Genomic DNA, 18,313 nt, shown 5'->3' with positions numbered 1-18,313 from the left:
CCTCAGAGTTCCGCGGGACGGGCGGTCGAGCCCCTGACCACCAGGTGGGTCGGGAGCACGACCGTCCGTTCCGCCGGTTCCCGCCCGCTCAGCAGGTCCACGACCACCCGGCCCGCCGCCGCTCCCTGCTCTGCCACCGGTTGCCGGACCGTGGTCAGGTCGGCCAGCTCCGCCGTCGGGTGATCGTCGATGCCGATCACCGACATCCCGGCCGGGACGGGTACCCCCGCTCGCCGCAGCGTGCGTAGCGCTCCGACGGCGACCTCGTCGGAATGACAGAACACCGCGGTGGGCACGTCGGCTCGGCTGAGCAGCAGTTCCATGCCCCGCTCGCCGCCCTCGACGCCCCAGGGCACGGTCGCGATGCAGTCGTCGTCGAGTCCGGCGTCGGCGAGTGCACCGTGGAAACCCGCGACCCGGGCGATGTCGCCCGCCCAGGACTGCCCTTCCGGGTCGACGGTGCGGATCATGCCGATCCGCGTGTGCCCGATCCTGATCAGATGGCCGACGGCCTGACGCGCGGCCAGTTCGTCGTCGATCCGGACGGACGGGAAGTCGCCGGCGTGCGCGCCGATGACCACCACGGTCACGTCCATCTCCTCGAGCCGTGCCCGCTCCGGCCCGGTCAGCGGAAACGCCACGGCGATGACCGCATCGACCTTGCGGCGCAACGGAAGTCGTTCGAAGAACGATTCACGCTGGGACGACTCCTCGAGGCAGTACAGCATCACGTCCAGGTCGGCGGCACGGAGTTCGTGCTCGATGCCGGCGAGGACCCGTGAGTAGAACCAGGCGTCGATCCACGGCACGACGACGGCCACCCGGCCCGTCGCGCCGCCCGACAGCTTCGACGCCTCGGGCGAGATGACGTACGCCAACTCGTCGGCGACCCGCTGAATCCGCAGTCGCGTCGCGTCGGACACCCCCTTCTCGCCGCGCAGCGCACGGGAGACGGTGGCGATCGAGACGCCGGTGCGGCGCGCGACGTCGGCCATGTTCACGGACTGCTTGGGGATCACGTTCCCACAGTAAGCGAGCAACGCAAATATTTGCGCAAATTCCTCACGGAACGCAAGCCGCTGTAGTGCGGAAAAGAAATCACCCTGTTCGAGTTGACAGCAACCTGTGATGTGCCTCACGCTCATTACGCAAACGTTTACGCATCACATTCGCCCATCCCATCCCCGCACCGAGGAGATTCGATGACCCAGTCCGTGGAGTCGACCGCAACCACCGTCGCGAGCCGGCACCCCGAAGCCTGGTGGAAGACGGCCGTCGTCTACCAGGTCTACATCCGCAGCTTCGCCGACGGGAACGGCGACGGCATCGGCGACCTCACCGGGTTGCGTTCCAAGCTGCCCTACCTCGCCGACCTCGGCGTCGACGCCGTGTGGATCAACCCCTGGTACCCGTCGCCGATGGCGGATGCCGGCTACGACGTCGCCGACTTCCGCGACATCGAGCCGTCGTACGGCACGCTCGCGGAGGGTGAGGCGTTCATCGCCGAGGCCCACGAGCTGGGGATCCGCGTGATCCTCGACATCGTGCCCAACCACACCTCCAGCGAGCACCGCTGGTTCGGGGCCGCGCTCCGCGACGAGCCCGGGGCACGCGAGCGCTACATCTTCCGGCCCGGCCGCGGCCCGGCGGGCGACGAGCCGCCCAACGACTGGCAGAGCGCATTCGGCGGTCCCGCGTGGAGCCGTCTCGACACCGGCGAGTGGTACCTGCACCTGTTCGCTCCCGCACAGCCCGACCTCAACTGGGAGCACCCCGAGGTCCGTGCGGAGTTCGAGGACATCCTGCGGTTCTGGTTCGACAAGGGCGTCGACGGCTTCCGGATCGACGTCGCCCACGGCCTGGCCAAGGATCCCGCACTGCCCGATGCCGGTGAGCGCCTTCCCGGTTCGCAGCACACCGATCCGCACCCCGCCTGGGACCAGGATGCCGTCCACGAGGTGTACCGGGGCTGGCGGACCGTCGCCAACGCCTACAACGACCGCGTCTTCGTCGCCGAGGCCTGGGTTCCCGGCAACGACCGGCTGGCCCGGTACCTGCGCCCCGACGAACTCCACACCGCGTTCCAGTTCGACTTCCTGCGCGCCCCGTGGCGCTCGGACAGCATTCGCGCCGTGATCGACGACGCGCTCGAGCAGGCTGCCACCGTCGGCGCACCCGCCACCTGGGTGCTCTCCAACCACGACGTGCCCCGCACCGTCACCCGCTACTCCCGCTCGCAGCCCGACCACCTCGTCGAAACCGATTGGGAGCGCGCCCGCTGGGCGCTCGAGGAGCCGAACCACGACCTGGGCAGGCGCCGTGCCCGCGCCGCCGCGCTGCTGCAGCTGGCATTGCCCGGCACCGCGTACATCTACCAGGGCGAGGAACTCGGACTGGAAGAGGTCGAGGACCTTCCCGACGACGTCCGTCAGGATCCGACGTGGTTCCAGACCGGCTTCACCGACTGCGGCCGCGACGGCTGCCGGGTGCCGATCCCGTGGTCGAACGACGCAGTGCCGTACGGCTTCTCCCCGTTCGACGCGGAAGAGGACACCTGGCTTCCGCAGCCCGGGCACTGGGCCCCGCACACCGCGGAAGCGCAGGCGGGCCACCCCGAGTCGTTCCTCACGCTGTACCGCCGGGCGCTGGAACTGCGGCCCGAGTTCTTCGACACCCCGCATCCCGTCGAGTGGCTCGACACTCCCCCGGGCGTTCTCGCGTTCGCCCGCGGCGCAGTGCAGTGCTGGGTGAACACCGGCACCGAACCGGCCGCACTTCCCGAAGGCTCGACCGTGGTGCTCGGTTCGATCGCCGGCATCACCGGCGGACTCCCGTCCGACGCCGCGGTGTGGCTGTCGGAACCGGGCTCGGGTGAATCACGATGAAGCGCGTCGCCGCCGCCGCGGTGGCCGTCGGGGTCCTGTTCGCGGCGACGTCCTGCGCCGATCAGGGCATCGAGGCCGCCGCGCAGGCGGAAAAGCAGAACCTGGACGGCCGCGGACCCATCACCTACGTGCAGGGTAAGGACAACTCCAACGTCGTCCGGCCGCTGATCGACGAGTGGAACGCCACCCATCCCGGTGAGGAGGTGACGTTCAAGGAGCAGTCCGACCAGGCCGACCAGCAGCACGAGGACCTGGTGCAGCATTTCCAGTCCCGCGATCCCGGCTACGACGTCGCCGTCGTCGACGTCGTGTGGACCGCCGAATTCGCGGCCCGCGGATGGCTGCAACCGCTCGAGGGCCCGATGGCGATCGACACGTCCGGCCTGCTCCCCGCCACCGTCGCGGGGGCCACATACGGGGGCGTCCTGTACGCGGCGCCGCAGACCAGCGACGGCGCCCTGCTCTACTACCGCACCGACCTGCTCGATCACCCGCCCGCCACCTGGGATGAGCTGATCGGCGCGTGCGGGACGGCGCGGCAGGCCGGAATCGGCTGCTACGCAGGCCAGTACGCCAAGTACGAGGGCCTGACCGTCAACGCGTCCGAGGCCATCAACACGGCGGGCGGGTCGATCCTCGGACCGGACGGCGTGACCCCGACGATGACCACCCCGGAAGCCAAGGCGGGCCTGCAGTCCCTGGTCGACGCGTACCGTTCGGGTGCGATTCCCCGCGAGTCCGTCACGTTCCAGGAAGAGCAGGCCCGGCAGGCGTTCCAGAGCGGCGACCTGCTGTTCATGCGCAACTGGCCGTACGCGTACAGCCTGATGAACGGTCAGGGTAGTTCCGCGGTGTCCGGCAAGTTCGCGGTGGCGCCGCTGCCGGGGAAGAACGGGCCCGGTCACTCGACACTCGGCGGGCACAGCGCCGCGATCAACGTGTACTCGGAGCACAAGGCCACCGCGTCCGACTTCCTGAAGTTCTTCCTGGAGAAGAAGTCGCAGGCGTTCTTCCTCTCGCAGGGGTCGCTCGCGCCCGTCCGCGCCGACGTCTACGACGACCCGGAACTGATCGAGCAGTACCCGTACATCCCCACGCTGAAGACGTCGATCGAGAACGCCGTGACCCGGCCGGTGACCCCGTTCTATCCCGCGGTCACCCGGGCCGTGCAGAACAACGCGTACGCCGCGATCAAGGGCGAGAAGACGGTGGATCAGGCCGCCGCCGACATCCAGTCCGCGATCGCCGCGGCCGGGTCCTAGAGGAGACAAGCCGATGACCGTTCACGAACTCTCGGAACCGACGACCGAGGTCGTCCCGCAACCGGATTCGTCCGAAACGCCGCCGCGGCCCCGGAAGGGACGCAGCAGGGCAGCGATGCTCCTGGTTCTGCCGACCATGATCCTGCTGGGCATCGTCGTCCTGTACCCGGTGGTCAGTGCGATGGTGATGTCGCTGTTCAAGGACCCGACCATCGACCCCGCCACCGGCAAATTCGTCGACCAGGGCTTCGCGGGACTGTCGAACTACACGCACTGGCTGTTCCAGCGGTGCACCGACACGACCGGAGCGTCGGTGTCCTGCCCCGGCGGCACACTGGGATCACTGTTCTGGCAGTCGATGTGGGTCACCGTGTTCTTCACCGTGGTCACCGTCACCATCGAGGTCGCGCTGGGACTCTGGTTCGCCACCATCATGAACCGGGCGTTCCGCGGCCGGGCACTGCTGCGGACCAGCATCCTCGTCGCGTGGGCCATCCCGACCGCCGTCACCGCGAAACTGTGGTACTTCGTCTTCGCCTACGACGGCATCGCCAACAAACTGCTCGGCACGGACATTCTGTGGACGGGTGACACGTGGCCCGCCCGGTTCGCCGTCGTGATCGCCGACGCCTGGAAGACCACTCCGTTCGTGGCGTTGCTGATCCTCGCCGGACTGCAGATGGTGCCCGCCGAGGTGTACGAGGCGGCGCGGATGGACGGCGCCGGCGCGTGGCAGCGGTTCCGTTCGATCACGTTGCCCCTCATCAAGCCGGCCATTCTGGTGGCGGTCCTCTTCCGCGTCCTCGACGTCCTGCGGATCTACGACCTCCCGGCGATCCTCACCGGCGGTGGCGGCGGCGACGGCACCGCCACCACCACACTGTCGATCCTCGTGATCGACCAGATGCGCCAGGGATTCAACAGCGCGTCCGCCCTCTCCACGATCACGTTCCTGTTCATCTTCGCCGTCGCCTACGTCCTCGTGAAGGTGATGGGCGTCAACGTGATCGACACCCAAGAGCAGCAGCGAAAGGCCTGACCCATGTCCACAGCAGTCGTCACGCCGGGAATTCCCCGGCCCACGGTGGCGCGCAGGCGCCGGGGACCGTCGCTCGCGTCGATCCGCACTTACGCGGGCCTCGCGGTGATCGTCGTCTGGGGTCTGGCCCCCGTCTACTGGATGGTGGTCACCGCCTTCCGGGACTCCGACTACACGTTCGACACCACCCCGTGGCCCACCCACGTCACGTTGGACAACTTCGCGAACGTGTTCTCCACGGACGCCGGTAACCACTTCGCCCGGGCGCTCGTCAACAGCACGATCATCGGCGCCGTCACCACCGCGATCGGACTGATCGTGGGGGTCGGCACCGCGTACGCACTGGCGCGGTTGCAGTTCCGGGGCAAACACGCGGTCCTCGGGATCATCCTGGCCGCGTCGATGTTCCCGGGTGTCGCCGTCCTGACACCGCTGTTCCAGCTGTTCACGTCGATGGGCTGGTTCGGCACGTATCAGGCGCTGATCATCCCGAACATCTCGTTCGTGCTGCCCCTCACCATCTACACCCTCACCGCATTCTTCAAGGAACTGCCGTGGGAACTCGAGGAGGCGGCCCGGATCGACGGGGCCAGCAGGCGGCAGGCGTTCCGAATGGTGCTGCTGCCCTTGGCCGCACCGGGACTGTTCACCACCGCGATCCTCGCCTTCATCGCGTCGTGGAACGAATACCTGATCTCGAGCCAGCTGTCCAACGACATCACCCAGCCGGCCACCGTCGCCATCGCACAATTCGCGGGAAGCAAACCGCACGAGGAGCCGTTCACGTCTGTGATGGCCGCGGGAACGGTCGTGACCATCCCGCTCGTCATCATCGTGCTGCTCCTGCAGCGCCGCATAGTGTCGGGCCTCACCGCGGGCGGCGTCAAGTAGAGCACCCGTGAGTACTTGTTAACCGCCCGACGTTAACAAGTACTCACGGGGGGTTTTGCCGGGCCGCCCTCCGGTGGCAGCATTCTTCCCGTGACCTTTGCCCATCGTCTGCGTCCCCGTCTCGTCGAAGAGCGAGCGTCGGTGTCGCCGCTCGAGCTGTTCTTCGACCTCGTCTTCGTCTTCGCGCTCACCCGTGTCACCGACCTGATGGCCGAGGACCCCACCGGCGTCAATCTGCTGCGCGGCGCCCTCGTGATGGCCGTGCTGTGGTGGAGCTGGGTGGGGTACGCGTGGCTCTGCAACCTCGTGCGCGCCGACGAGGGCATCGTCCGGGTCGTGATGTTCGGTGCGATGGGCGCCATGTTCGTCACCGCGTTGACGATCCCCGAGGCCTTCGACGACCTCGCGGGCGGACTCGACGGACCCGTCATCTTCGCCCTCGGCTACTTCGTCGTCCGGCTCCTGCACCTGGTGATGTTCTGGGTGGTCAGCCGCGAGGACCCGCAACTGCGCGGCCAGGTGCTCCGCTTCGCGCCCAGCATGCTGACCGGCACCGTGTTCCTGCTCGTCGCGTCGCAGCTCACCGGTACCGCGCAGACCGTCATGTGGATCCTGGCCCTCGCCGGCGACTACCTCGGGACACTGGTCGGCGGGACCGACTGGCGGTTGCGGTCGGTCAGCCACTTCGCGGAGCGGCACGGGCTCATCATCATCGTCGCGCTGGGCGAGTCGATCGTGTCGATCGGCATCGGCGTCGCGAGCCTGCCGATCTCGTGGGCGATCATCGTCGCGTCCCTGCTGGGGCTCGCGGTGTCGGGACTGCTGTGGTGGTCGTACTTCGACGTCACGTCCCTGGCGGTGGAGCACGCGTTCGAGGAGGCGACCGGTGCGCGTCAGATCAAGATCGCCCGCAACTGCTACAGCTTCATCCACCTGCCGATGGTGATCGGGATCGTGATGCTGTCGCTGGGTCTGAAGAAGATCCTGTCGTACGTCGGCGACGGCAACCATCACCGGCTGGTGGATCCGCTGTACGGCTGGCCGCTGGTGGCACTGTTCGGTGGCGCGGCTCTGTACCTCCTCGCGCTGGTCGCCTTCAAGGCGTACGCGACGAGGTCGGTAACCGTGCCGCGCGTCGTGACGGCGGTCGTGCTGATCGCGCTGCTCCCCGTCGTCTGGCATATCCCCGCCCTCGCCACCCTCGGCGTGCTGACCGCAGTCCTGCTCGCGATGATCGGATACGAGATGGTTCGCTACGACCAGCCCCGGGACGAGATCAGGCACGGCCACCCGTGAGTACTTGTTAACGTCGGGCGGTTAACAAGTACTCACGGGCCCGAAGGGCATACCCGTCCTGCACGGCGGCGGTACCGAATCACCTCTGAGGCTCGAGACGATCGAGCCGGAGGGATTGATCACGATGACCGACCATTCACGCGGCCCACGGCTCCGCAGTCCACTGCGCGGACCATGGTTGACCTCGGTATTCGGCCTCGTACTGCTGATCGGACTGCCCGTCGTCATCGTCACGGGGCTGCTCTCCTACATCGCGTACGGGCCCCAGTTCGGGCAGGCCCGCCCCGGCGACGTCGGCTGGCTGCACCTCCCGTACTTCGCGTGGCCCACCCGGCCGTCGTGGCTGTACCGGCTCACGCAGGGTCTGCACGTCGGGCTCGGACTGATCCTGGTGCCGATCGTGCTCGCCAAACTGTGGTCGGTGATCCCGAAACTCTTCGTGTTCCCACCGGTGCGGTCGCCGGCGCAGGCCCTCGAACGGCTGTCGCTGATCGCCCTGGTCGGCGGTGCGCTGTTCGAGATCATCACCGGGGTCCTGAACATCCAGTACGACTACATCTTCGGTTTCGACTTCTACACGGCGCACTACTGGGGCGCGTGGGTCTTCATCGCCGGGTTCGTGACACACACGATCCTGAAGGTGCCGTTGATGGTGCGGTCGCTGCGGTCCCGGTCGTTCCGGGAAGTGCTGCGTACGTCCCGCGCCGACACGCGACCCGAACTGGCGGACGAGAACGGCCTCGTGGCCGAGGACCCCACCCCGGCCACGATCAGCAGGCGCGGCGCCCTCGCCCTCGTCGGTGGCGGCGCCGCGCTCGTCGCGGTGCTGTCGGTCGGGCAGACCACCGGCGGGTTCCTGCGGGGCGCCGCGCTGCTGCTGCCGCGCGGTCGCTCGTACGGCGACGGCCCCAACGACTTTCAGATCAACCGGACGGCCGCGGCCGCGCAGATCACCCCGGAACAGACGGACGACACCTGGCGACTCGCGGTGGCGGGTGGCGCGGAACCGGTGCAGCTGAGCCGAAGTCAGCTGCGCGCGATGCCGTCGCACACCGTGTCCCTCCCGATCGCGTGCGTCGAGGGGTGGTCCACCGTCGAGACGTGGACGGGCGTGCGACTGCGTGACCTCGCGGACGTCGCCGGGGTGACGGCGTTCGGCTCGGCGAAGGTGACGTCGCTGGAGCGGTCGGGGGCGTTCAATCAGGCTGTGCTCACGGCCGATCAGGTGCGAAACGCCGACGCCCTGCTCGCCCTCGAGGTGAACGGCGCGGAACTGTCCCTCGACCACGGCTATCCCGCCCGGATCATTGTTCCCGCCCTGCCCGGCGTCCACAACACCAAATGGGTGCAGTCCATCGAATTCCGGGAGGCGTGAGATGCGCCGATTCGCCCGCGTCTACGGAGCCGACCCGCTGCATCTGCTGGCCGTGCTGTTCACGTTCGCACTCGCCGGGTACGCGGTCTCGGTGGTGGGTCTGCCGAATCTGTGGAATCCGGACGTGTGGTGGAAGTCGATCGCCGTGTGGTTCCTCGGTGCGGTGATCGCCCACGACCTCGTGCTGTTCCCGCTGTACGCACTCGCCGACCGGTCTTTGACGTCGGGGCTGGACGCGGTCCGGGGACGGAGACGCCCACGGTCCCGGACGGTTCCGGCGCTGAACTACATTCGCGTGCCGGCGCTCGCGTCCGGGCTGACGCTGCTGCTGTTCCTGCCGGGGATCATCGAGCAGGGCGCCGACGCATATCTTGCGGCGACGGGGTTGACGCAGGAACCGTATCTCGACCGCTGGCTGCTGCTCAGTGCCGCGTTCTTCGCGCTCTCCGCTCTCACCTACGCCACCCGACTCGCGCTGTCCCGCAACGACGACGGCGCGGTGAGCCGACCATGAGGAAGAGCGGGATGTCCACGGACCTCCTGCTGCGGCGGGCGTCGGCGGGGCTCCCGTGCTGGGTGCGTGATGCGCGGGGAACGCGGCGCGCCCTGCCGCTCGACCGGTGGATGGGCGGCGACTCGGCTTCGCTCGCCGATCGGATCGCCGACCGTGTGATGCTGGCGGCGTGTCACGGCGCCACCGTCGATCTCGGATGCGGTCCGGGCCGGCTCACCGCGGCGCTCGTGTCCGCCGGTGTCACAGCGCTGGGCGTCGATTCATCCTTCACGGCAGTGCAACTCACGATCCGCCGCGGCGGCGTCGCGTTGCATCGGGACATCTTCGCGCCGCTGCCGCGGTCGGGGAACTGGGACCGCGTGCTGCTCGCCGACGGCAACATCGGCATCGGCGGCGAACCCGTTCGCGTGCTCAGCCGCGCACGAGAGCTGTTGCAACCGAACGGAATTGTGATCGCCGAGGTGGATCCGCCGACCACGGCGGGGGTGCGCCGTGAACTCCTGCGCTGGGAGACGGAGCATCTCGTCGGAGACTGGTTCGCCTGGGCGAGCGTGGGCGTGGCCGCCGTGTCCGAGGTCGCGCGCGTGGCCGGGCTGCGGGTGATCGATGTTCTGCAGCATGCGAATCGGCACTTCGCGCGGATGGAATGGGCGTAAGAGCTCCCATCCGCCGGGGAAGTAGCGCCGAATACCTAGTGAACATCCACCCACCACCCCTTCCTCCGGAAAGGTTGTTTGATCATCATGTCGAACTATCGAAAAGCACTCGCAGCAGCGGCCATCGGCGCCCTGGCACTGACCCCGCTCGCGGCGTGCTCGAGCAATGATTCGAGTGCATCCTCGAATATGAGCGCAGCAGCATCCTCCCAGCCCGCACCCGTCGCCCAGGTCGACAACCTGACCGGGGTGAGTACCGCCGTCGCTCTCGATCCCGGCTTCACCGGGGCGCTGACGACGCTCGGCCTCACACCCGGAGTGGTGGGCACGGCAACCCTCGCCGACGGATCGGTCAGCTTCCCGATCACCGGCGGCAACGTGAAGTACTGGGAGCCGGGCACGGTCGACCCCTACGTGCAGGGCGAGATCATGCACGACGGCAGCGGATTGTCGCTGGCGGCGCCCGGAACCGTGGTCGAACTCACCGATTTCGCGATCGATCCGGGCACGTCGCTCCTCACCGGCGACGTGAGCGTCAACGGTTCACCCGCGGCAACCGACGCGGTGCTGTTCGATCTCAACGGCCGCACGCTGAAGCCTCTGCAGACCGGACCGAACGACACGGCGATCCTGCAGGGCACCGAGGTCAAGATCTCGGCGGACGCCGCCGGTCTGCTGAACCAGACGTTCAAGACCGACACCGTCACGCCGGGGCTGCTGGTCGGGATCGCCACCATCACGATCGCGACCAAGTGACTGTAGGCCGTCGAACGGCTACCCGGATGCGCCGGCCGTCACCAGTTCGTGAACAGCAGATGGTTGACGGCCAGCGCACCGGCGGCCTGCACCGCGAGCCAGAACCGATGGCTTCCGCGCGGCAGGAGTGCGGGGGCGGAGAGGAGCCACCATTCGAACGGCAACCAGATCCGCTCGGTCTCCGCCTTGCTCAGCGCGCTCAGGTCGGCGATCACCACCGCGAGGAGCGCGGCGGCCGCCAGAACGGGAACCGGCGACAGCGCCCGCACCCGCGACCAGGCGAACGTCCGGGGCAGTGCGGCGGGCACCGCCAACCCGACCGCGCAGATCAGCGACGCGAAGTTGGCCCAGCCCCAGTAGGCGAAGGGGCGGTCCGACGCGATGCCCTGGTAGTACCGTTCCTGCACCAACTGGTAGCCGTCGAACCACCAGAATCCGCACAGCGTGAACACGGCGGCCACCGCGAGCGCGCCGACCAGTGCGCCGGCCAGCGGCCGGGCCGTGCGCGCGATCACCAGGACGGCGACCGCGGGAATCGCCATCAGGGTGAGCCCGTAGCTGAGGTAGACGCCGAATCCGAGCAGCACCCCTGCGGCCACGGCGACGAGCGCGGGGACCGGAACGGCGCGGGTCGCCGACAGCGCCAGCAGGGCGATCCCCCACGCCACCACGCCGGCGAACAGCGCGTCCGCCGACACCGCCACCCAGATCGCGGCGGGTGCGAGCACGAGGAACGGGGCCGCGCGCCGGGCCGTCGCCTCGTCACCGAGCGCCCGGACGGCGACGATCACGGCGGCGCCGGCACTCGACCCGACCGTGACGCACAGCGTGGACGCCCACGCGCCGCCGTCGAGTCCGATCCGGTCGAGCCAGATGAAGGTCAAGAGCGCACCGGGCGGGTGCCCCGACACGTGGGTGGTCCACGAATCGGGCTGCAGGTCCAGGATCCGGTCGGCGAAGCCCCGCAGCGTCGCCGGGATGTCCGTGACAGCGGGGACGTCGTGCAGGTACTCGTCGGTGGAGGTCAGGCGGTCGACGAACCCGCGCTGCCAGCCGTCGACCAGTGCGAGCGCCATCGCCCACAGGGCGGACCCGAGCCACACCCCGACCGTGAGGCGCCGCCACGACAGCGTCTGCGCCAGCCCGCGGCCCCACACCACGACCGCCGCCGCGACGACGACGGCGACCGGGCTGCCCCACCCGAAATGCACGTCGCGGAACCCGAACAGCGGCGCGGCGTCCGCGAAATCCCGCACACTCTCCACCGTCCGGTTGACGATGGGGGTGATCGTCTCGTTCCCCAGGTACGGGACGACGAACGCAACCACCACGAGGACCAGGGCGAGCCCGGCGCCGGCGAAGTCGCGGTAGAGGAAATTCCGCTCGCCGGTGCGCTGTGGGGATCCGATGACGTCATCTCCTTCGACGAAAGTCGCACTCGCGCCCAGCATAACGACGGAGGATAGAGCGTATGACCGCAACGAGTTCACACGACCCGGTCCGCGCGGACGTCGCCGTGATCGGGGGAAGCGGCTTCTACTCGTTCTTCGACGAGGGAGCCATGGAAGTCACGATCGACACTCCGCACGGCCGCCCCAGCGCCCCGATCACGGTCGGCGACGTGGACGGCAGGACGGTGGCGTTCCTCCCCCGCCACGGAGCAAGGCACGAATTCGCTCCCCACACCATCCCGTACCGCGCGAACCTGTGGGCGCTGCGCACGCTGGGCGTGCAGCGGGTGTTCGCACCCTGCGCCGCCGGCAGCCTCACCCCGGACCTGGGACCGGGCACGATGGTCGTGCCGGACCAGCTGGTCGACCGCACCAGCGGCCGCGCGCAGACGTACTTCGACGGCGGCGGCGTGCACGTCCAGTTCGCCGACCCGTACTGCGCCGACCTGCGCAAGGCCGCCGCCCGGCCGGGCACCGTCGAGGGCGGTGTGCTGGTGGTGGTCGAGGGACCACGGTTCTCGACCCGGGCCGAGAGCCTGTGGTTCGCCCGGCAGGGCTGGACCCTCGTCAACATGACGGGCCATCCCGAGGCGGTACTCGCCCGGGAGCTCGAGATGTGCTATGCCACCATCGCTTTGGTCACCGATCTCGATGCGGGAATCGAGACCGGCGACGGGGTGCGGGCCGTGGACGTGTTCGCCGAGTTCCAGCGCAACCTCGGTTCACTGAAGACGTTGGTCCGGTCCGCGATCGCCGCCGCCCCCGACGGACCCTGCGACGCCTGCCGGGTCCACGAGGGTGTGATCCTGCCGATCGAGTTGCCATGACGGCAACACGCGTACTGCTCACGGGCGCAGCCGGATTCATCGGCGGCCACGTCCGCACCGCACTGACCGGGGCCGGTCACGACGTCGTCGCCGTCGACGCACTGCTTCCGTCCGCGCACGGCGCCGGCGCCGAACCCCCGGACGGTGTGCGGCGTGCCGACGTGCGCGACCTGCCAGCCCTGACCGAATTGCTGAGGGGTGTGGACGTGGTGTGTCATCAGGCTGCCGTCGTCGGCGCCGGCGTGGATGTGAGCGACGCCCCGGCCTATGCCAGTCACAACGATCTCGGCACGGCGACGCTGCTCGCCGCGATGCACGAGTCGGGTTGCCGGCGGCTGATACTCGCGTCGTCGATGGTCGTCTACGGGGCGGGCCGGTATCGCAACAGCCGGGGCGAGTTCGTGGAGCCGGCACCCCGGCGGGCCGAGGACCTCGAGGCGGGGATCTTCGACGAGACGGACCCCGGCACGGGTGAGCCCCTGGAGTGGGCGCTCGTGGAGGAGAATTCGCCGCTGCGGCCGCGGAGTCTCTACGCCGCGGCCAAGGTGGCCCAGGAGCACTACGCCCTCGCCTGGGCACTGGCCACCGGCAGTTCCGTGACGGCGCTGCGCTACCACAACGTGTACGGCGACCACATGCCGCGCAACACCCCGTACTCCGGGGTGGCCGCGATGTTCCGCTCCGCCCTCGAGAACGGCGACCCTCCGCGCGTGTTCGAGGACGGCAGGCAGACGCGGGATTTCGTGCACGTCCACGACGTCGCGGCGGCGAACGTGGCCGCGATCGAGGCGGCGTTGCCGGGTTTCTCGGCGTTCAATGTGTGTTCGGGACAACCGATCACGATCGGCGAGGTGGCCGCGACGCTCGCGCGTTCGTACGGAGGGTCCGAACCCGTCGTCACCGGCGAGTACCGTCCCGGCGACGTGCGGCACATCGTCGCCGACCCCCGGCTGGCCCGGGAGCGGCTGGGGTTCCGGGCGCAGATCCTGCCCGCCGAGGGGATCGCGGCGTTCGCGTATGCACCCCTGAGGGATGCCGCGCCGGCGGGACCTCCCCGTGTCTGAGCGCGCGCCGATCTCTCCGCGGGACGTCACCGTCGTGATCCCGTGCATGAACGAGGCCGGTTCCCTGCCCGGAGTACTGGCCGCGGTGCCGCCCGATTACCGGACAGTGGTGGTGGACAACAACTCCACCGACGACACCGCCGCGGTCGCGGTGGCACACGGAGCGTCGGTGGTGCGGGAGCCCGTCCCGGGATACGGTTCGGCCGTGCACGCCGGGGTGCTGGCGGCGCAGACCATGGCGGTCTGCGTGCTGGACGGCGACGGCTCGATGGATCCGGGTGAACTCCCCCGGCTGGTCGCCGCCCTGGACTCGGGCGCCGACCTCGCCGTAGGGCGGCGACGGGGAACGTGGCCGCTGCACAGCAGGATCGGCAACGCCGTCCTCGCTGCCCGGCTCCGGCGCCGGTACGGGCTGCCGATCCACGACCTCGGTGCGATGAGAGCCGTACGCAGGCAGGACCTTCTCGATCTGGGGGTCGACGACCGCAGGTCCGGCTACCCACTGCAGCTTCTCGTGCTCGCGGGCCGCGCCCACTGGCGGGTCGTGGAGCAGGACGTCACGTATCGCCCGCGCACCGCGGGCACGTCGAAGGTGTCGGGTTCGCTGAAGGGCACCGTCGTCGCCGTCCACGACTTCTGGAAGGTGATCGGGTGACCCTCGACGTCGCCGTCCTCGTCGTCGCGAAGGCTCCAGTGCCCGGCTTCGCGAAAACCCGGCTGGCGCGGGACGTCGGCGACACAAGGGCCGCCGGCCTCGCCGCCGCCTCGCTGCTGGACACGCTCGACGCCGTCGCCGGGGCCGGGGTGGCGCAGCGGGTGGTGGCGATGACCGGCGACCTCGCCCGCGCGGTCCGGGGCAGCGACATCGCCGCGACGCTGAGCAGTTTCACCGTGGTGCCGCAGCGGGGTGAGAGTTTCGCGGAGCGGTTGGTGAACGCCCACGCCGACACGTTCGGCCATTTCGGACTGCCGATTCTCCAGATCGGAATGGACACACCACAAGTGACGGCGGGACTGCTCGCCGACTCGGCGGACCTCCTCACCGAGCGGCGGGGCCGATGCGCCCTCGGGCTCGCGGAGGACGGCGGGTGGTGGATTCTCGGTGTGCCCGATGCGGTTTCGGCGCGGGCGATACTCTCCGTTCCCACGTCGAGTCCGGACACCGGGCGCCTCACCCGGGCGGCACTGCTCGCGGCCGGCGCCGAGGTGCTGTCGCTGCCGACGCTCCGCGACGTCGACTACGCGTCCGACGTCGCCCCGGTCGCCGCGCTCTGCCCGGATTCCAGCCGCTTCCGCCGTGAGTACTTGTCAACGTCGGGCGGTTGACAAGTACTCACGGGCGGCGGAGCCGCCACGCGTACCCTCGGAGTAGATGCCGGAGAGAGTGACACGCCATCCGTCCACCGTGGCCGACTGGAGCAACGACCGCCGCAAGGCGCGACTGCACGCGACACGGCTCGGTCACCGGTGGCAGAAATTCGGTCGCACCAGGCGCTTCCTCGCCGCGGTCGCGCTCGGGACCGTTCCCCTGCTCCTTGCCGGCGGCCAGTACTGGGTCCACGACGTCCAACCCGAACGCCAGCGGCTCGCACTGACCCAGCCGCAGATCCACGAGGTGTACGACGCGCAGTCGCCCACCGACCACGACACCGCCGTCGTCGACCTCGTCGGCCTCGGCAACAAGGACGCCACCGACACGGCCAGGACACTGTCCTCGTACGGCGGCATCGGGCGGGTCTGGGCGGTCCAGTACGACAACGGCGGTATCGACACCAAGGTGATCAGCGAACTGATCGCCGCCCGCGCAGCCGACGAAGGGATCGACAACGTCGTCCTGTCCGGGCACAGCATGGGCGGCGTCGTCGCGCTGGAGGTGGCACAGCACATCTATGAGGACACCGACGCCAACCTCATCGGCGTGGTGCTCGACTGCACCCCGGTGGACCTGCACGCCGTCCGGGCCGGGAGCCGGGACAGCGGCGAAGACATGCTGCGGTGGATCGGCTGGCTGCCCGGCGCGCGGGAGAGCCGGACCATGCGCGTGCTGGTGGAGACCGCGGCCCGGCAGAGCAGATTCCTCGACACGAAGTCGGACTGGTATCCGCACGTCGACGTCGACGAATTCCGCGACGTCCTCGACGAGGTCCTCACCGAGAAGGTCCTGTCGGAGGACGTCGCGAGCAACGGGCTGATCGAATCGCAGTTCAAGACGATCGTCGCGTCCGGCGCCATCGACAACCTGAAGTCGCTGGCGGTGGAGTCGGACGACAAACCGCGACCGGGGATCGTCTTCGTGCGTCCCCGCGCGGGCTGGAAGGATCCGGTGGTCGACGTCGACTACACGCAGAAGATCCTCGTCGAACAGTCCGGTGGGACCGACGGCGCACTGCTGGTGGCGAAACTCGACGGAACCGGCCACGCGAACCCGAACCAGCAACCGGTCGTGTACAACGAGGCGATCGTCAAGCGCATCCTGCCGTTCCTCCGCACCACGCTCGACGAGGTGTCGGTCACCAGCGACGCCTCGGGTGGCCGACGGTGAGATCTCGGCCAGGCAACGTCGTCGTGTGGGACTCCCACGCCCGCGCCAGGAGGATCGCCAGCCCCAGATACGCCCATCCCGCCAGCACGTCCACGACGTAGTGCTCGCCGCCGTAGACCAGGACGAACGCCATGGCGACCGGGTACGCCGCCAGCAGCACGCGCGACCACAGATTCTTCGCGAACGGCCACAACGCGACCGCCACCAGCAGCGCGAACGCGGCGTGCAGCGACGGCAGCGCGGCGACCGGATTGCTCTGCGCCTCCAGCCACCGCGTGCTGACATCCATGGGAACGACACCGAATCCGAAGCCCGCGACGCGACCCACGCTGCCGGAGATCACGTCCCCCTCGGCGGCCAGCCACGGCGGCACGGACGGAAGCAGAATGTACGTGACCAGCCCGAGGTACGACAACAGCAGCACCCGACGCATGTACCCCGACCACACGTCGCGCGAATACACGTAGAAGACGGCCGCGAGCACCCACGGCACGAGGAAGTGACTGGTGTAGACGATCCCCGTGAGCAGAGTCCACCACGGCAGCTCACCCGTCGGAGGCAGCAGAGTCTCCTGCAACCACACGGTGGGAATCGTGCCACCGAAGAGCCAGCTCTCCACGGTCACCAGTTCCTGCGCCCGCACGGGCATCCCGAGGTGGTGGGCGACACCCCGGCTGAGGTCGTAGACGACGAGGGCAGCGATGAGCGGCAACCAGTCCCACACGACCCGCACATGGTCCCGCCACGGCCGGTCGATCGTGAACGCGATCAGGCCCGCGACGATCCACGTCGCCTGGTAGATGCGGTCGGTGGGCAGCCCCAGCGTGAAGATCGTGACGGTCAGCGCGAGCAGGTATGCGCTCCATGCCACCGCCCGTGAGTACTTGTTAACCACGGGCGGTTAAGAAGTACTCACGGGCGCAGCATCCCCGTGCCTGCCTGCCCCGGCGGCGAAGCGCGCGGCGCCCTCGATCATTCCGTTGGCCAGCGAGATTGCGCCGTGCCGGAATTCGTTCAGCAGGGCCTGATCCTCGGTGAGCCCCGACTGCTCCAGCAGCGACAACCGGTCCTGCCGCAGGCACATCTGGGGCAGGCCGGCGATCTCGGTGGCCAGTTGCCGGGCTGCGGTGAGTGCCTCCCCCGCCGCGACCTTCCGGTTGATCAGCCCCATGCTCAGGGCCTCGTCGGCGTCGACGGGCCGCCCGGTGAGGACGAGGTCCATCGCGCGGCTCTCCCCGATGAGCCGCGGCAGGCGGACGGTGCCGCCGTCGATGAGCGGCACGCCCCAGCGTCGGCAGAACACTCCGAGGACGGCGTCCGCACCGGCGACCCGCAGGTCGGCCCACAACGCGAGTTCGAGTCCGCCTGCCACCGCGTGCCCGTCGATCGCGGCGATCACCGGTTTCGACAACCGCATTCGGGAGATGCCCATCGGTGCGTCGCCGTCGGGCGCCACCCGATTCCCGGTCCCGGAACTGATCGCCTTGAGATCCGCTCCCCCGCAAAATGTTCCGCCCTCGCCGTGCAGCACCGCGACGGACGCGGCCTCGTCAGCGTCGAAGGCGCGGAAGGCGTCGGCGAGCGCCTCGGCGGTGGGCCGGTCGACCGCGTTGCGGACTTCGGGCCGATTCAGGCTGATCGTCGTGACCGGGCCGTCCTTGCGGACGAGTACCAAATCGGAAGTCATCGCATGCGCCTTTCCTCGCCGGTGTAGCCGACGCTAGCACCCTTGACGCAAGAACGGAACGGGTGTTC

General features: G+C 69.1%; 18 protein-coding genes. 14 read left to right on the top strand and 4 right to left on the bottom strand.

Going from position 1 to position 18,313, the window contains the following annotated elements:
- Nucleotides 1–2 precede the first annotated feature (2 nt).
- Entirely contained in the window at nt 3–1,019 is a 1,017-nt protein-coding gene (locus CJ179_RS22375) for a LacI family DNA-binding transcriptional regulator (protein ID WP_072938120.1), read from the bottom strand.
- A gap of 183 nt (nt 1,020–1,202) precedes the next feature.
- On the opposite strand from CJ179_RS22375, the gene CJ179_RS22370 reads away from it, so the two are divergent.
- The 9 genes from CJ179_RS22370 to CJ179_RS22330 all read left to right on the top strand — a co-directional run bounded on the left by CJ179_RS22370 (nt 1,203) and on the right by CJ179_RS22330 (nt 10,674).
- Nucleotides 1,203–2,885 (top strand): glycoside hydrolase family 13 protein, encoded by a 1,683-nt coding sequence (locus tag CJ179_RS22370; protein ID WP_072938121.1) that lies wholly within the window; start codon nt 1,203–1,205, stop codon nt 2,883–2,885.
- The gene (locus CJ179_RS22365; RefSeq protein ID WP_072938122.1) at nt 2,882–4,147 is read left to right on the top strand and encodes an ABC transporter substrate-binding protein; all 1,266 of its coding nucleotides are present in this window, start codon (nt 2,882–2,884) and stop codon (nt 4,145–4,147) included. Before CJ179_RS22370 ends, CJ179_RS22365 begins: the two co-directional genes overlap by 4 nt.
- A 13-nt stretch (nt 4,148–4,160) precedes the next feature.
- Nucleotides 4,161–5,186 carry a carbohydrate ABC transporter permease gene (locus CJ179_RS22360; RefSeq protein ID WP_179377630.1) on the top strand — a complete coding sequence of 342 codons (1,026 nt, stop codon included), beginning with the start codon at nt 4,161–4,163 and terminating at the stop codon, nt 5,184–5,186.
- A gap of 3 nt (nt 5,187–5,189) precedes the next feature.
- Nucleotides 5,190–6,077, top strand: a complete 888-nt coding sequence (locus CJ179_RS22355) for a carbohydrate ABC transporter permease (protein ID WP_095862930.1) — start codon at nt 5,190–5,192, stop codon at nt 6,075–6,077.
- A gap of 90 nt (nt 6,078–6,167) precedes the next feature.
- The gene (locus CJ179_RS22350; protein ID WP_095862929.1) at nt 6,168–7,373 is read left to right on the top strand and encodes a low temperature requirement protein A; all 1,206 of its coding nucleotides are present in this window, start codon (nt 6,168–6,170) and stop codon (nt 7,371–7,373) included.
- 124 nt (nt 7,374–7,497) lie between these two features.
- On the top strand, nt 7,498–8,748 hold the full coding sequence (locus CJ179_RS22345; RefSeq protein WP_095862928.1) for a molybdopterin-dependent oxidoreductase: 1,251 nt from the start codon (nt 7,498–7,500) through the stop codon (nt 8,746–8,748).
- 1 nt (nt 8,749) lies between these two features.
- Nucleotides 8,750–9,262: a hypothetical protein gene (locus CJ179_RS22340; protein WP_095862927.1), complete on the top strand. Its 513-nt coding sequence runs from the start codon at nt 8,750–8,752 to the stop codon at nt 9,260–9,262.
- A gap of 11 nt (nt 9,263–9,273) precedes the next feature.
- Nucleotides 9,274–9,918 carry a class I SAM-dependent methyltransferase gene (locus CJ179_RS22335; RefSeq protein WP_244163654.1) on the top strand — a complete coding sequence of 215 codons (645 nt, stop codon included), beginning with the start codon at nt 9,274–9,276 and terminating at the stop codon, nt 9,916–9,918.
- An 87-nt stretch (nt 9,919–10,005) separates the two neighbouring features.
- On the top strand, nt 10,006–10,674 hold the full coding sequence (locus tag CJ179_RS22330) for a hypothetical protein (RefSeq protein ID WP_072938461.1): 669 nt from the start codon (nt 10,006–10,008) through the stop codon (nt 10,672–10,674).
- 38 nt (nt 10,675–10,712) lie between these two features.
- Here the strand turns inward: CJ179_RS22330 and CJ179_RS22325 are convergent, their stop codons facing one another.
- Nucleotides 10,713–12,125 (bottom strand): hypothetical protein, encoded by a 1,413-nt coding sequence (locus tag CJ179_RS22325; RefSeq protein ID WP_072938131.1) that lies wholly within the window; start codon nt 12,123–12,125, stop codon nt 10,713–10,715.
- Nucleotides 12,126–12,145: 20 nt separating this feature from the next.
- Between CJ179_RS22325 and CJ179_RS22320 the strand changes: the two genes are divergently transcribed.
- From CJ179_RS22320 to CJ179_RS22300, 5 genes are read left to right on the top strand one after another with little or no spacing between them, the layout of a single operon-like run.
- Nucleotides 12,146–12,952, top strand: a complete 807-nt coding sequence (locus tag CJ179_RS22320) for an S-methyl-5'-thioadenosine phosphorylase (RefSeq protein ID WP_072938133.1) — start codon at nt 12,146–12,148, stop codon at nt 12,950–12,952.
- Nucleotides 12,949–14,016, top strand: a complete 1,068-nt coding sequence (locus CJ179_RS22315; RefSeq protein WP_095862926.1) for an NAD(P)-dependent oxidoreductase — start codon at nt 12,949–12,951, stop codon at nt 14,014–14,016. Before CJ179_RS22320 ends, CJ179_RS22315 begins: the two co-directional genes overlap by 4 nt.
- Entirely contained in the window at nt 14,009–14,671 is a 663-nt protein-coding gene (locus tag CJ179_RS22310) for a glycosyltransferase family 2 protein (RefSeq protein ID WP_095863577.1), read from the top strand. The genes CJ179_RS22315 and CJ179_RS22310 overlap by 8 nt, the downstream gene beginning before the upstream one ends.
- Nucleotides 14,668–15,342 carry a DUF2064 domain-containing protein gene (locus CJ179_RS22305; protein WP_072938138.1) on the top strand — a complete coding sequence of 225 codons (675 nt, stop codon included), beginning with the start codon at nt 14,668–14,670 and terminating at the stop codon, nt 15,340–15,342. The genes CJ179_RS22310 and CJ179_RS22305 overlap by 4 nt, the downstream gene beginning before the upstream one ends.
- A 46-nt stretch (nt 15,343–15,388) precedes the next feature.
- Nucleotides 15,389–16,558 (top strand): alpha/beta fold hydrolase, encoded by a 1,170-nt coding sequence (locus CJ179_RS22300; RefSeq protein WP_072938139.1) that lies wholly within the window; start codon nt 15,389–15,391, stop codon nt 16,556–16,558.
- Here CJ179_RS22300 and CJ179_RS22295 read toward each other — a convergent pair.
- Together CJ179_RS22295 and CJ179_RS22290 are read right to left on the bottom strand one after the other, a co-directional pair.
- Complete coding sequence (locus tag CJ179_RS22295) at nt 16,527–17,453, bottom strand: phosphatase PAP2 family protein (RefSeq protein ID WP_083395663.1); 927 nt, start codon at nt 17,451–17,453, stop codon at nt 16,527–16,529. The two genes, CJ179_RS22300 and CJ179_RS22295, sit on opposite strands and share 32 nt — an antisense overlap.
- Before the next feature lie 6 nt (nt 17,454–17,459).
- Nucleotides 17,460–18,245: a crotonase/enoyl-CoA hydratase family protein gene (locus CJ179_RS22290; protein ID WP_072938143.1), complete on the bottom strand. Its 786-nt coding sequence runs from the start codon at nt 18,243–18,245 to the stop codon at nt 17,460–17,462.
- Nucleotides 18,246–18,313: the final 68 nt, after the last annotated feature.

This window comes from Rhodococcus sp. ACS1, from assembly GCF_002300155.1.
Lineage (GTDB): Bacteria > Actinomycetota > Actinomycetes > Mycobacteriales > Mycobacteriaceae > Rhodococcus_F > Rhodococcus_F koreensis.
This window is presented reverse-complemented; position numbering and strand designations above follow the sequence as displayed.

Bases quoted from the DNA above. Each gene is read 5' to 3' on its own strand.
- CJ179_RS22360 (WP_179377630.1), top strand. From the start codon at position 4,161: ATGACCGTTCACGAACTCTCGGAACCGACGACCGAGGTCGTCCCGCAA.
- CJ179_RS22335 (WP_244163654.1), top strand. From the start codon at position 9,274: ATGTCCACGGACCTCCTGCTGCGGCGGGCGTCGGCGGGGCTCCCGTGC.
- CJ179_RS22370 (WP_072938121.1), top strand. From the start codon at position 1,203: ATGACCCAGTCCGTGGAGTCGACCGCAACCACCGTCGCGAGCCGGCAC.
- CJ179_RS22365 (WP_072938122.1), top strand. From the start codon at position 2,882: ATGAAGCGCGTCGCCGCCGCCGCGGTGGCCGTCGGGGTCCTGTTCGCG.
- CJ179_RS22320 (WP_072938133.1), top strand. From the start codon at position 12,146: ATGACCGCAACGAGTTCACACGACCCGGTCCGCGCGGACGTCGCCGTG.
- CJ179_RS22300 (WP_072938139.1), top strand. From the start codon at position 15,389: ATGCCGGAGAGAGTGACACGCCATCCGTCCACCGTGGCCGACTGGAGC.
- CJ179_RS22315 (WP_095862926.1), top strand. From the start codon at position 12,949: ATGACGGCAACACGCGTACTGCTCACGGGCGCAGCCGGATTCATCGGC.
- CJ179_RS22340 (WP_095862927.1), top strand. From the start codon at position 8,750: ATGCGCCGATTCGCCCGCGTCTACGGAGCCGACCCGCTGCATCTGCTG.
- CJ179_RS22330 (WP_072938461.1), top strand. From the start codon at position 10,006: ATGTCGAACTATCGAAAAGCACTCGCAGCAGCGGCCATCGGCGCCCTG.
- CJ179_RS22345 (WP_095862928.1), top strand. From the start codon at position 7,498: ATGACCGACCATTCACGCGGCCCACGGCTCCGCAGTCCACTGCGCGGA.
- CJ179_RS22325 (WP_072938131.1), bottom strand. From the start codon at position 12,125: ATGCTGGGCGCGAGTGCGACTTTCGTCGAAGGAGATGACGTCATCGGA.
- CJ179_RS22290 (WP_072938143.1), bottom strand. From the start codon at position 18,245: ATGACTTCCGATTTGGTACTCGTCCGCAAGGACGGCCCGGTCACGACG.
- CJ179_RS22355 (WP_095862930.1), top strand. From the start codon at position 5,190: ATGTCCACAGCAGTCGTCACGCCGGGAATTCCCCGGCCCACGGTGGCG.